The following is a 13,108-nucleotide window of genomic DNA, read 5'->3' on the forward strand; positions in this document are numbered from 1 at the left end:
GGGCCGCGGCGGTCATCATCGGTGCCATTGCGGCGATGTGCATCTGGATCCGCAATCATTACCGCCAGACCAAGGACGCGATCCATATGGTCGACCAGGTGTTCGCCAACCAGCCCTTCGGCTCGCACAGCACGCCCGTCGAGCCGGATCCCGACAGCCAGACGGCCGTCTTCATCGTCGGTTCCTCGCGCGGCGGCGGCCTGCATGCCTTGCTGTGGGTGCAGCGCATGTTCCCGGGGCACTTCAAGAACTTCATCTTCGTCAATGCCCGTACCGTGGATGCGCACGCGTATGGCGGCGAGGGCGCGGTCGAGCACATGCGCGCCGAGGCGAATGCGACACTCAAGTTCTTCGTCGATTTCTGCCATTCGCATGGCATGGCGTCGTCGGCCTACCTCGGTTTCGGCACCGACGTGGTGAACGAAGTGACGAAGCTGTGCGAAACGATCAGCAGGGAATACCCGAACTCGATCTTCTTCACCAGTAAGTTGATCTTCGAGCACGACAACTGGTTCACGCGTCTCTTGCACAACCAGGCGGCGCTGGCGATCCAGCGACGGCTGCATTTCGAGAGCCTGCAGATGGTCATCCTGCCGATGAAGGTGTGACGCTTCCGACCTGACGTTGCACGATCCGCAGGTACCACAGCAATCCTGCGGCTACGATGGCAAGGCTCACGCTGTTGCCCATCCAGAATCCCGCCGCCCCTTTCAGGAATGCCGGGCTGATCCCGAAGGGATCCAGCCCGAGCACATAACCGCCGCCCAGCCCGATACCCCACAGCGCGACCGCATACATCAGGGTTGGCACGACGGCCACCTTGTACGCGCGAAGTACAAACGCGGTCGTGACTTGCACCGAGTCGAACAGCTGGTAGAAGGCAATGAATGCGTACAAGGGCAGGGCCATTGCCATGATCGCTTCATTCGGCGTGTAAGCGCGGACGATGAGGCCGCGCGCAAGCCAGACGATGCACCCGATCGTCACCGACAGCACTGCCGCGAGGCGGATCCCTGCGAACCCGACCTGTCTCGCCACATCCGGCTGGCGCGCGCCGATCGATTGCGCGACCAGGGTGCCGGTCGCATTGGCAATCGACAGCGGCAACATGTAGAGCACCGTGGCAAAGTTCGCGGTGATCTGGTGGCCGGCGACGGCGGTGTCGCCGAGGCGCGCGATGAACAATGCCATGAAGGCGAACGCCGTCACCTCGATCAGGTAGCTCAGTCCCATGGGAATGCCGAGCTTGAGCAGTTCCGCCATCGCGGTCCAGCGAGGCAACACAAAACCACTGCCGAAAACGCGGAAGTCCCGGTACGACGCATCAAAGCGCAGGATGAGGAAGCCGATGATGAACGTCATCCATACCGTGATGCCCGTTGCAAGCGCGCAGCCCGGTCCGCCCATCGCAGGAATGCCGAAGCCGCCGAAAATGAACAGTGCATTGAGCGGAATCTTCAGCGCCAGCGCCGCGACCTGCAGCGACATGACCATCTTCGGCCGTCCGATCGCGGTATTCAGCGAGGCATACAGCCTGAATCCCATCGTTGCCGGCAGGGCGAACGCGAGGATGCGCAGGTAGAGCGTCGCCTTCTCGCTCAATTGCGGCGAGGCGTGCGCCAGCGACAGCAGGGGCTGCGGGAAGAGCAGTACCGCGCATCCTGCCAGTGTGAGGACGACCGCCAGCCATGCCCCTTGCTTGACCTCGGCGCCAATATCGTCGTAACGCTCTGCGCCGAACAGTTGACCGATCACCGGCGAGATCGCGGCCAGCACGCCGTTCAATCCGACGAAAACGCTGATGTAGATCGACGCACCCAGCGCCAGCGCGGCGAGGTCAGTGGCCGAAAAGCGCGAGGTCATCGCGGTATCGATGACGCCGTTTGATATGACGGCGAGCTGCCCGATCAGCATCGGCCACGCGAGGGCGGCAATGCGCAGGGTGTGGTTTGGGCGTTCCTGCGTCAACTCATTGATCAATTTGTGCGCTGGTAGAGACGGAAGCGTTCGTAGCGGTCGGCGGGGCGGCGGCCTTCCCACAGGAGGCGCCATTTTTCACCCGGGCGTTTGAGCAATGTCGAATCGTCCTTGTTCCGCCGGTTATCCTGCAACAGGAGATAGTCGCAGCGCCCGTCTTCGAACTGGTCGAAGGGCACGCCGCCGAAGTAGGCAAATGACGCGCGTTGGGCCGGTCCGACATTCGTATCGACGCAATACCGGCCTTCCGGCAGCTTTTCCGCGATCTGGCGCGCGACGCCCGCGTAGCTCTTGCCATAGTTGATCCAGGGCAGCCACAAGGTCATCAACAACAGCCAGCACAGGATCACGCCACCGGAAGAAAGCACGACCGCGCGCCACAGCACTGATGGGCGGCGCGAGACCCGCCAGTGCACCAGGACAAACCAGCCAATGGTGCCGAGGACTGCTGCAATGAAGGCAATCAGGTTGAATTCAGGCTTGAAGCCGGGCGCGAGCTTGAATGCATTTTTGGCAAGCTGTGCTGGCCATCCGGTCTGCTTGGCGATCCAGCCCAGCCAGATGAAGGCAGCGCAGGTGGTCAGCGTCATGACCGAGAACCAGTCCACCGCATTGATGGCGCCGCGTTTCATGGTGGGCAGGCCGAAGGCGGCAAGGATGGCCAGCGGCGGCAGCATCGGCAGCAATACACCTTCCTCGGGGTGCGGGTTGAGCAGGGCAAGCAGGGCGGCGGCGATGAAGAAAGTCAGCGGCAGCGTCACGTGGTGCGCCTGGTATTGCCGGCGCCACGCGTAGACGGCCCATCCGGCAAACGGCCAGGCCGGCCAGGCTGCCCACATGCCGTTCTTTACGAAGAAGCGCAGTGCATTCAACGTTGGCAGGCCAAGCTGGCCATAGTTCCACAACATCCAGGCATCGAAGGGAGAACTGTTGAACGGGCGGACCAGCTTGCTGGCGAACAGCCAGCTGCCGCTGACGACCACCGCGACCGGCAGCGAAACGACCATCAGCCGCCAGATCAGCCCGCGGTCGCGCAGGGAGGCCAGCAGGAATACGCCCAGCCAGAGCGCCAGCGGCACGACCCATCCGCGCGCGAGGATATTCAGTCCGAGAGCAAGGCCGAAGATCGCGGCGGAGGCGGCAGAACGGACTTCGAACAGGCGGGTGGCGCCGTACAGCGACAGTGCGACCATCGACACCTGCAGCGCTTCGGTGCTCGTGCTGTGGCTGTGCACCAGCAGTCCGAGGCAGCCAAGGTAGATCAGCAGCGCGCCATCGGCGAGTGTGCGGCCGTAGTCGGACGGTTCCGGCTGGCCGCCGAAGGCAAGGCGTAGCGGCTGCGCTTCGGGGCGGCGGCCAAGCAGGTAGGTGGTGTACCAGACGGCAAGCGAGCCAAGCAGGAAAAAGCCGGCGCTGGCGATGCGCGCGGCGAGCGGGGCGCCGAGCAGCGGACCGAACAGCTTTATGCAGATCGCCCCGACCCAGAATGCAAGCGGCCCCTTGTCGGCGGCGGGCAAGCCGACGATATGCGGCCACAGCCAGTCTTCGATGCCGCCGTTGGCCATCGTCCACATCACGCCGAATACGGCGGCATCATCAGTCTTCCAGGGATCGCGGCCGAACAGGCCGGGCAGGATGTAGAGCAGGCACAGGCCAAACAGGGCCCAGCGGGGAAGCGCGTTCGTGGCGGAGGCGGGGAGACGGACTGGCTTCAACTGTGCCATTGGCTTGTTCTTGTCTTATTGGGTTCGGCGATATTGTGCCGCAAAAGTGCGAAATGCAGGATGGAAACGCGGGAGGGGGCAGAAAACAAAAAAGGCAGCCGCGGCTGCCTTTTTCGAATGAAACACCAGGATCAGGCGCCTGCAGCAGCAGTCTTCGAGCCGAGCTTGCCGAACTTCTGGCGGAACTTTTCCACGCGGCCGGCGGTGTCGACGATCTTGTGCTTGCCGGTGTAGAACGGGTGGGAATCAGCGGTCACTTCCAGCTTGACCAGCGGGTATTCCTTGCCGTCCACGGTAACCTTGTCACGGGTTTCGATGGTCGAGCGGATGATGAACACGACGTCGCTGGACATGTCCTGGAATGCGACTTCGCGGTAATTCGGGTGAATGCCTTCTTTCATGATTTCCTCTGCTTGGATTGGTAGCCAATAGGCACTTCGTCGGTCTCTGCTGCTTCTTGACCCGATTGCCAGTCACTTGCCAGGTTGAAAACCCGCAATTATACAACAAAATCAGTGGGTTGCGAAAGTGTTGCCGGTAATGAAAAAGGGCGCATGAATGCGCCCTTTGCCTGCCACCGGGAGTCCGTCAGCTTCCGCCGCGGCGCATGAGTTCGAAGAACTCCGCGTTGTTCTTGGTGGCCTTCATCTTGTCGAGGATGAACTCCATCGCCTCGATCTCGTCCATGCCGTACAGCAGCTTGCGCAGGATCCAGATCTTTTGCAGCTGGTCCGGCTTGATCAGCAGCTCTTCGCGGCGGGTGCCCGATTTGTTCAGGTTGATCGACGGATAGACGCGCTTCTCGGCGAGGCGGCGCTCGAGGTGCACTTCCATGTTGCCGGTGCCCTTGAATTCCTCGTAGATCACATCATCCATGCGGCTGCCGGTTTCGATCAGCGCGGTCGCGATGATAGTGAGCGAGCCGCCTTCCTCGACGTTACGCGCAGCACCGAAGAAACGCTTCGGCCGCTGCAGCGCATTGGCGTCCACACCGCCGGTCAGCACCTTGCCAGAGGCGGGGATCACGGTGTTGTAGGCACGTGCGAGGCGGGTGATGGAGTCGAGCAGGATAACCACGTCGCGCTTCATTTCGACCAGGCGCTTGGCTTTTTCCAGGACCATTTCGGCGACCTGGACGTGGCGGGTGGCGGGTTCGTCAAAGGTCGATGCGACCACTTCGCCGCGCACCGAGCGCTGCATTTCGGTCACTTCTTCCGGGCGCTCGTCGATGAGCAGCACGATCAGCGTGGTGTCCGGATGGTTGGTCGTGATCGCATGCGCGATGTGCTGCAGCATCACGGATTTACCGGATTTCGGCGATGCGACGAGCAGGCCGCGCTGGCCGCGGCCGATCGGCGCGATCATGTCGATGATGCGGCCGGTGATGTTCTCTTCGCCGCGCATTTCGCGCTCGAGGTGCAGCAGCTTGTTGGGGTGCAGCGGCGTGAGGTTTTCAAAGAGGATGCGGTGCTTGGACGCTTCCGGCGGTTCGCCGTTGACCTTGTCCACCTTCACCAATGCAAAGTATCGCTCGCCGTCCTTCGGGGTGCGGACTTCGCCTTCGATCGAGTCGCCGGTATGCAGGTTGAAGCGGCGGATCTGGGAGGGCGAAATGTAGATGTCGTCCGTCGACGCCATGTAGCTGGCATCGGGCGAGCGCAGGAAGCCGAAGCCGTCGGGCAGGACTTCGAGGGCGCCGTCGCCGAAGATCTGTTCGCCGGCCTTGGCGCGCTTCTTCAGGATCGCGAACATCAGTTCCTGTTTGCGCAAACGGGCGGCGTTGTCGATTTCAAGGCTGATTGCCATGTCCAGCAGTGCCGAGACGTGGAGCTGCTTGAGTTCAGATAAATGCATGGTGAGTGTCCCGGGATGGGAAGTTAAGGTGGGGGAGGGTACTGCGAGGATGGTTAAAACAAAAGCGGCGCCACGAGTGCGGCGCCGCGCTTAATTCTGTCAGATGTTGCTGTCGATGAAGGACGTCAGCTGGCCCTTTGCCATCGCGCCGACCTTCTGCGCTGCGGGCACGCCGTTCTTGAACAGGATCAGCGTCGGGATGCCGCGGATGCCGAACTTGGCAGGCACAGCCTGGTTGGCGTCGACATCCAGCTTTGCGATCTGCAGCTTGCCGTCATACTCCTTGGCGACCTCTTCAAGGATCGGGGCGATCATCTTGCAGGGACCACACCATTCGGCCCAGAAGTCGACCAGCACGGGCTTGTCGGACTTGAGGACGTCGGACTCGAAGGAAGCATCGGTGATGTATTTAATGTTTTCGCTCATGGTTTCCTCGTGAGAGGGTCAAAGATGTAAATCGGGCGCCTGCTGACTTGCCCAGCCCCGCGATAATTTTATTCCGGGATCGCAATATGCAAGTGGAGACGTCGTGCGCGAATTCAAGACCGTTGACGGGTGCTGCAAGACGTGGTGCGGCGGGGAGTCGATAAATCATAACCGATTTTCACGAAATGTGTATCAGCTGCCCGAATTTTTGCCCGGAGTCGCATAAAATGCCCGGCAAATGCGCTCCCGCGTTATTCTATGAGCGCGCCACCTCTCCTTCGCTCGACCGCCCATGCCGCAACGCTCCCTGCTGATCCCGCCGTCTTCCGCATTCTGGAATGACGTCGCCCGCGCACTGCTTGATGAGGGCATGCCGGGCGGTACCGATCCGGCGCGGCGCGATTTCTCCGGGGTGCGCGTGCTGGTGCCCGGTTTCATCCATGCGCAATGCCTCAAGTCAGCCATGGCTGACATCCTGCGGCATGCCTTCGTCCCGCCGCGGATCACAACCATGTCGGCCTGGGTGAGGATGCTGCCTCCCGGCGAGGAAGAGCAGGGCGTGCCCTCGCAGAGCGAGCGGCTCATGTCCCTCTACGCCGAGCTGCGCCAGCATGCCTGGCTGAAAAAGCTTTTCTCCGCGCGCCGCAATACCGACCTGCTGCCGCTCGCGCAGGTTCTCCTGGCGCTGTTTGACGAGCTGACGGAAGCGATGCTTCCATCGATGCATCTTTCGCCGGATGCCGCCGAAGAACGTTGGCAGGGGGCACTTGAACAACTTCCGCTGCCGGCCCGCAATATCCTTTCCGACGAAGCACAACTGGTGTGGACGCTCTGGAAAACCCAGCTCGACAGTACTGATGTCACGGCGGTGTGCCATGCGCGGATGATGCGGCTGGCGGAACAGGCGGATGCGCCTTTGATCTGGATCAATCCGACGCCTGCGGGGCCGCTGCAAGACGCATTCCTTTCCGCCTATGCGGAGCGCCAGCCAGTCCTGCGTATCGGACTCGACTGGCATGCGCCTGCCATACCAGGCGTGTTCGCTAGCGCATGGATGGAAATGCTGGAAGAAGAAGGACGCGACTCCTGGTTCGCAGGCAGATTGGCGGATATTGCCACGCCGCCCGCACTCAGCCTGTGCGCATCCGGCAGCCTGGAAGAAGAGTCGCAACGCGGCGCGCAGCTGGTCGTTGACTGGCTGTCCGAAGGACGGGAACGTATCGCCATCATCGCGCAGGACCGGGCTGTCGCTCGCCGTATCCGCGCACTGCTTGAACGTGCGCAGGTCTATGTGGCCGACGAAACCGGATGGAAGTTGTCCACCACGCGCACCGCCGCCGCCCTTGCGGCATTGCTCGACGTAGTCAGCACGCGTTGCGACACCGTAGTCCTGCTCGACCTGCTGAAATCGCCTTTCCTGTTTCCGGGCATGGCGGAAAAGTCCCTCCGTGTGATGGAGATCGAGCATGCGCTGCGCCGCGCCAATGTAATGGGTGGTTGGGATGCCGTCGTTGGTGTCCTTGACAAGCTGCCGCAGGCGCAGGAACTGGTCCGGCAGGTGGCGGAGCAGGCGACACACTTTGCCGGTCGCAAGAGCCTGCGCGAATGGGGCGCGACCACCAGCGACGCGCTTGATGCGCTTGGCATGCACGAGGCATTGCGCAACGATGCTGCCGGCATACAGGTCGTTATGTTGCTGGATATGCTAGCGCAAGACTGTGACGGCATGACCCACCAATTCTCTTTCCCGGAATGGCGCGCCTTCCTCAGCCTGCAGTTGGAGTCGGCGCCTTTTGTGCCGCCCGAGACGGATCGGCGCGTGGTGATGCTGCAATTGAGCGGCGCGCCGCTGCGGAGTTTCGATGCGGTGCTGATGGTCGGCGCCGATGCGGACCATCTGCCGTCGCAAAGCACCGAAACACTCTTCTTCGCCAATGCGGTGCGCCGCGAACTCGGGCTGGAAACACGTGAAGCGCGCCAGCGCGTGCAGCTGCGTGACTTCGCCGAACTGCTCATCGCGAATCCGGAAATCGTGCTGTCCTGGCAGTCGCATCGCGACGGCGAACCGAACGCGGTCAGCAACTGGATCGAACGGCTGCAGCTCGCGCTGGAACGCGGCGGCGCCGGACCGCTACCGATGCGGCGCGTCGAAATCGGACCGCGCGCACTCACCTGCCGTCCGCCCGCGATGCCTTCACCGGCTGCCCCTGGCCTGCTGCCGCACAAGTTGTCGGCATCGGGTTACAACAGCCTGGTCGCCTGTCCCTACCAGTTTTTCGCTACGCGCATGCTTGGCCTGACCGGGCTCGACGAGCTTTCGGACATGCCGGAAAAACGCGACTACGGCGACTGGCTGCATGAAATCCTGCGCCACTACCACGAGCGGCTTCGCGACGGACATGTCGGGTTGTCCGGCCGCGAAGAATTGCTGCGGTCGATCTCGGAAAGCGTGTTCGGCAAGGCGCTTGAGCAAAGTGCGGCCGCACTCGGCTATTACGCGCGCTGGCAAAAGGCGATCCCGGCCTATATCGCCTGGGCCAACGAACGCGAGGAGGGCGGCTGGAAGTTCGCCTTCGGCGAGCAGCGTTTCGACAAGACCTTGAGCTGGGAGGGCGGACAGGTCACGCTGCACGGTTTCATCGACCGCATCGACGAAAACGAAGCGGGCGAGCGTGCCGTGCTGGATTACAAGACCAAACCCATCCAGTCCCTGCGCGACAAGCTCAAGGATACGGAGGACCACCAGCTGGCGTTCTATGGACTGCTGTCCGACCTGCCTGTGAACGCCGCGCATTACGTGGCACTGGAACTGACGAAGGACAAGACCGGCGATGCGGAAGCAAAGAATTTCGCCGAGTGGCAGGCCTTGCTGGAGAAGCAGATCGTGTCCAATATCAAAGCGATCGCGGAAGGCGCGGCCTTGCCGGCCAACGGGATTGAAAAGGTGTGCGTCTTCTGCGAAGTACGGGGACTGTGCCGCAAGGGGGGATGGTGATGACGGTGCAAGCGCGTGCCTATGAAGTCAACGGCGCTGCAGCCGACGCGGCAGAATTCACCCGTGTTGCGTGCGATCCGGCGCGCTCCGTTGTCGTCGAGGCGTGCGCCGGCAGCGGCAAGACATGGCTGCTGGTGGCACGCATGCTGCGGCTGCTGCTGGCGGGGACCGATCCGTCCGAACTGCTCGCAATCACCTTTACTCGCAAGGCGGCGCAGGAAATGCGGGAGCGCCTGCTCCACCTGCTGCACGACCTCGCGCTGAAGCCGGAGGACGAGGTGCGCACGCTGCTGCTGGAACGCGGCATCGGCGCGGCGGAGCTGCCGACGGTATTCCCCATCGCACGGCGTCTTTACGACCGCGTACTGGCCAGCCCGCAATCGCTGTCGATCGATACCTTCCACAGCTGGTTTGCCCGCCTGGTGCAGATCGCGCCCCTGTCTTCCGGCGTGCCGCACGGTTATAGCCTGTCCGAAACGACCGGCGAACTGATGATGGAGGCATACAGCCGCTTCATGCAGTCGCTCAACGACGACGACAAGCAGGACGTCAGGATGGCGTTGCTCACCCTGTACGACAAGATGGGCGACTGGAATGCGCGGCGCATGCTCGATGCATTCGTCGACAAGCGCGCGGAATGGTGGGCGATCACCCGCGACAGCAGCGAGGTGCCGCTGGAATGGCTGCGCGACCTGTGCGGTGAGGACGGCATCACCGACGCCCGGCTTTCGTTGTGGAGCGACGAGCGGCTGCTCGCACGCGTAACGTCGCTGGCGCGCATCCTTGGCGGCGGCTCGGCCGAAAACCAGAAGCGCGCGACTGCCATCGAGAAGGCAATCACCGCCGGCGCCGGCATCGACAGTTTCGATGCGCTGTGCAACGAATTCTTCGATGACAACGGGAAGGCGCGCAAGAACCGCAAGACCAAGGACCTCACGAAATCAGCTGAACAAGCGATGGGCGCCGATGGACTGCGCCTGCTCGAAGAGGAATTCGATGCCGTCGGCGAGGCGCTGAAGCAGTTGCAGAAGCGCAGCGCCGAGCGTCTCGTCCTTGAGCTGAACGAAGCCCTGTTTGTCGCCGGCGCAGCCTATCTCGAGCACTACCAGGCAGCGAAGGCAGAACAGCGCGTGTTCGACTTCGGCGACCTCGAATGGCACGCCTACCGCTTGCTGACCGACGCCGGCCACGCTGCTTACCTGCAGAGCCGTCTGGACGCCCGCTACCGCCACATCCTGCTCGACGAGTTCCAGGATACCAACCCGCTGCAGTGGACCATTGTGCGCGCCTGGCTGGAAGCCTACGGCGACGATGCGCAAAAGCCGAGCGTGTTCGTGGTCGGCGATCCAAAGCAATCGATCTACCGTTTCCGCCGCGCCGAACCGCGCGTGTTTTCCGCTGCCCGCGACATGCTGGCTGCCCTCGGCGCCGATGTCCTGCGTACCAACCAGACGCGGCGCAACGCGAAAATGGTGGTGGATGTCCTTAACGGCAGTTTCGTCGGCAATCCGATCTTCTCGCCGCAGACCACGCTGGCCGGGCAGGAGGGTGCGGTGTGGCGATTGCCCCTTGTGCGCACCGAGGAAAAGGAAGCTGAAGAGCCTTCCGCCTTTGCGTTGCGCGACCCCTTGTCCGAAGCGCGCGACGAAGCCGAGGATGCCCGCCGCGTGGACGAAGGCCGCACGGTGGCGCGTGCGCTGCGCCATGCGATGCGTGAGCTCGAATCGCGCCACGGCCGGCCGGCGACGTGGTCGGATGTCATGCTGCTGGTCAAGAAGCGCAGCTACCTCGCCGCCTATGAAAGCGCGCTGCGCGAAGCCGGTATTCCCTTCGTGTCGGACAAGCGCGGCGGGTTGCTCGAATCGCTGGAAGTTGCAGACCTGATTGCGTTGCTGAGCTTCCTGATGACGCCCGCGGACAACCGCGCGCTGGCGCATGTGCTGAAGTCCCCGGTGTTCGACGCAAGCGACGACGACCTGGTGATGCTGGCGCAGCAGGGCGAAGGCGTGTGGTGGCATCGCCTGCTGGCCGTGGCGAACGAGGTATCGCCAGCACTGCGCCGCGCCGTCGGGCTCCTGCAGCATTGGCTGGAGGCGGCGCCGCGCCTGCCGGTGCATGACCTGCTCGACCTCATCCTGCACCAGGGTCAGCTCGTTGCTCGCTATGCCGAGGCGGCCCAGCCGGCGGCGCGCGCGCAGGTGGTGGGCAACATCGAAGCGTTCACCGAACTCGCGCTCAACCTCGATTCCGGCCGCTATCCCAGCCTGCCGAAATTCATCGACGTCCTGCGCACGCGCATGAAGGGCGCCGACAACGAAGCACCCGACGAGGCGATCGTGGCCGCAGCCGTGGATGCGGTGCGCATCCTCACCATCCACAGCGCCAAGGGCCTGGAGGCGGCGATTGTGGTGATGGTCGATACCAACCACAGCGAACCGGCGCGCGATGACAGCGGCATCCTGTGCGACTGGCCGCAGGATGCGGACGCGCCCACGCACTTCTCCTGCTTCGGGAGAAAGGGCGAACGCGGCGCCGCGCGCGATGCGCTGTTCGACGCCGAGGAAGCATTCAAGCGCCAGGAAGACTGGAACCTGCTCTACGTCGGCGCGACGCGCGCCAAGGACATGCTGATTGTCAGCGGTGTGGCTGGCGGACGCGGTGCGCTGGAGGATGGCTCGGTGGAAGGGAGCTGGTACCACCGGCTGCTGGCAGTGCCCGAAATGGACTTCCCGCAGGAAGGCGGTATGTCGGCGCAAGGCGCGGCAGCAGTGGCGGCCGGCTTCAGCCTGCCCATTTTCGATCCGCCCCTGCTCGGCGCACCGGCAGTCCGCGAAGCGGTCGTGCATGATGCAGCGATCGAAGAGGGGATTGCGCTGCATGCGTTGCTCGAACGCGTCACGCAAAGCGCCGCGTGGCCGGTTGCGTTGCCTCCGTCGGCTCGGCTTGCGCATTGGTTGCGCTGCCCCTTGCCCGTCGCGTCGATAGTGCGCGAACAGGCGCTGCGCATCCTCACGCGACCGGAGCTGGAGCGCTTCTTCAATCCGCGGCATTTCCTGTTCGCACGCAACGAAATGGAAGTGCTGGACGACGGTGAATTGTTGCGCTTCGACCGCTTCGTCGTATGCGACGCGGAAGTGTGGATCCTCGATTACAAGCGTGACTTGCTCGAGAGCGAGGTAGCGCGCTATCGCGAGCAGCTGGCGCGCTACCGCCTGGCTGCGCAGCAGGTTTATCCCGAACGCGCGGTGAGGACGGCGTTGATTACCGCGGACGGCCGCCTGCTCGAAATGCAGTGAATCAATGGACCGCTGCCTGGCGCCGCAGCATCCTGTGTTCGAACTCGGCCGCCGCCAGCGGGACGCTGATGTAAAACCCCTGGACTTCGTCGCAACCCTGGTCACGCAGGAAGTCGTACTGTGCCTCGGTTTCCACGCCCTCGGCGATCACGCGCTGCTTCAGGCTCTTGGCCATGCTGATGATGGCGCGGATGATGGCCGAGTCGTCCTTCCCGACAGCGATATCCTGCACGAAGGATCGGTCGATCTTGAGCGCATCGATGGGAAAGCGCTTCAGGTAGCTCAGGCTGGAATAGCCCGTGCCGAAATCGTCGATGGACAGGCCGACACCCATGTCCTTGAGCGCATTCAGTAACGGAATGGTCAGGTCCAGGTCCTGCATGGTGACGCTTTCAGTCAGTTCCAATTCGAGGTAGCTAGGATCCAGGTGTGTCTCGTCCAGGACGTGTTCCACCATGTGCAGGAAGTTCTTCTCGCGAAACTGTACGGCCGAAACGTTCACCGCAATCGGCAGCGGGTCATACCCGGCGTCCTGCCACGCGCGGGCCTGGCGACATGCCTGGCGCAGCACCCATTCGCCCATCGGGATGATGAGCCCGCTTTCCTCGGCGATCGGGATGAACTGCGATGGCGACACCGGTCCGTTATGGCGGTCGTGCCAGCGGAGCAAGGCTTCCGCACCGACGATCCTGCCTCCGGCAATGCTGTACTTGGGCTGGTAGTAAACAGCCGATTCTTCACGCGCAACCGCCCGCCGCAGGCTGCCTTCCAGCGCAAAGCGGCGGATCGCGCGCTCGTTGATGCGCGGCATGAAGAACTGGTAATTGTTGCGTCCC

At 62.9% G+C, this 13,108-nt stretch carries 8 protein-coding genes and 1 pseudogene; 3 read left to right on the plus strand and 6 right to left on the minus strand.

Annotated elements, in window-relative coordinates:
• Nucleotides 1-608 (plus strand): annotated as a pseudogene (locus AYR66_RS08985) (amino acid transporter); the annotation flags it as partial.
• Here the strand turns inward: AYR66_RS08985 and AYR66_RS08990 are convergent.
• The 5 genes from AYR66_RS08990 to trxA form a co-directional block, all read right to left on the minus strand.
• Nucleotides 586-1,914 carry an MATE family efflux transporter gene (locus tag AYR66_RS08990; RefSeq protein WP_234815019.1) on the minus strand — a complete coding sequence of 443 codons (1,329 nt, stop codon included), beginning with the start codon at nt 1,912-1,914 and terminating at the stop codon, nt 586-588. The pseudogene AYR66_RS08985 and the gene AYR66_RS08990 overlap by 23 nt on opposite strands.
• Nucleotides 1,915-1,976: 62 nt before the next feature.
• The gene (locus tag AYR66_RS08995; protein ID WP_234814859.1) at nt 1,977-3,701 is read right to left on the minus strand and encodes an ArnT family glycosyltransferase; all 1,725 of its coding nucleotides are present in this window, start codon (nt 3,699-3,701) and stop codon (nt 1,977-1,979) included.
• Between the two features lie 131 nt (nt 3,702-3,832).
• Nucleotides 3,833-4,102, minus strand: coding sequence for a type B 50S ribosomal protein L31 (locus AYR66_RS09000; RefSeq protein ID WP_088707219.1), 270 nt, complete (start codon nt 4,100-4,102; stop codon nt 3,833-3,835).
• A gap of 187 nt (nt 4,103-4,289) precedes the next feature.
• Nucleotides 4,290-5,555 carry a transcription termination factor Rho gene (rho, locus tag AYR66_RS09005; RefSeq protein WP_088707220.1) on the minus strand — a complete coding sequence of 422 codons (1,266 nt, stop codon included), beginning with the start codon at nt 5,553-5,555 and terminating at the stop codon, nt 4,290-4,292.
• 99 nt (nt 5,556-5,654) lie between these two features.
• A complete protein-coding gene (gene trxA, locus AYR66_RS09010) occupies nt 5,655-5,981 on the minus strand; it encodes a thioredoxin TrxA (protein ID WP_088707221.1) in 327 nt (108 codons plus the stop codon).
• 292 nt (nt 5,982-6,273) lie between these two features.
• Here trxA and AYR66_RS09015 point away from each other — a divergent pair, with 292 nt between their 5' ends.
• Together AYR66_RS09015 and AYR66_RS09020 are read left to right on the plus strand one after the other, a co-directional pair.
• On the plus strand, nt 6,274-8,976 hold the full coding sequence (locus tag AYR66_RS09015; RefSeq protein WP_088707222.1) for a PD-(D/E)XK nuclease family protein: 2,703 nt from the start codon (nt 6,274-6,276) through the stop codon (nt 8,974-8,976).
• Nucleotides 8,976-12,272 (plus strand): UvrD-helicase domain-containing protein, encoded by a 3,297-nt coding sequence (locus AYR66_RS09020; RefSeq protein ID WP_170942098.1) that lies wholly within the window; start codon nt 8,976-8,978, stop codon nt 12,270-12,272. Before AYR66_RS09015 ends, AYR66_RS09020 begins: the two co-directional genes overlap by 1 nt.
• A 1-nt stretch (nt 12,273) precedes the next feature.
• Here the strand turns inward: AYR66_RS09020 and AYR66_RS09025 are convergent.
• A partial coding sequence (locus AYR66_RS09025; RefSeq protein ID WP_141104193.1) for a putative bifunctional diguanylate cyclase/phosphodiesterase occupies nt 12,274-13,108 on the minus strand: 835 nt, incomplete at its 5' end.

Source organism: Noviherbaspirillum denitrificans (assembly GCF_002211445.1).
Classification (GTDB): Bacteria; Pseudomonadota; Gammaproteobacteria; order Burkholderiales; family Burkholderiaceae_D; genus Noviherbaspirillum; species Noviherbaspirillum denitrificans.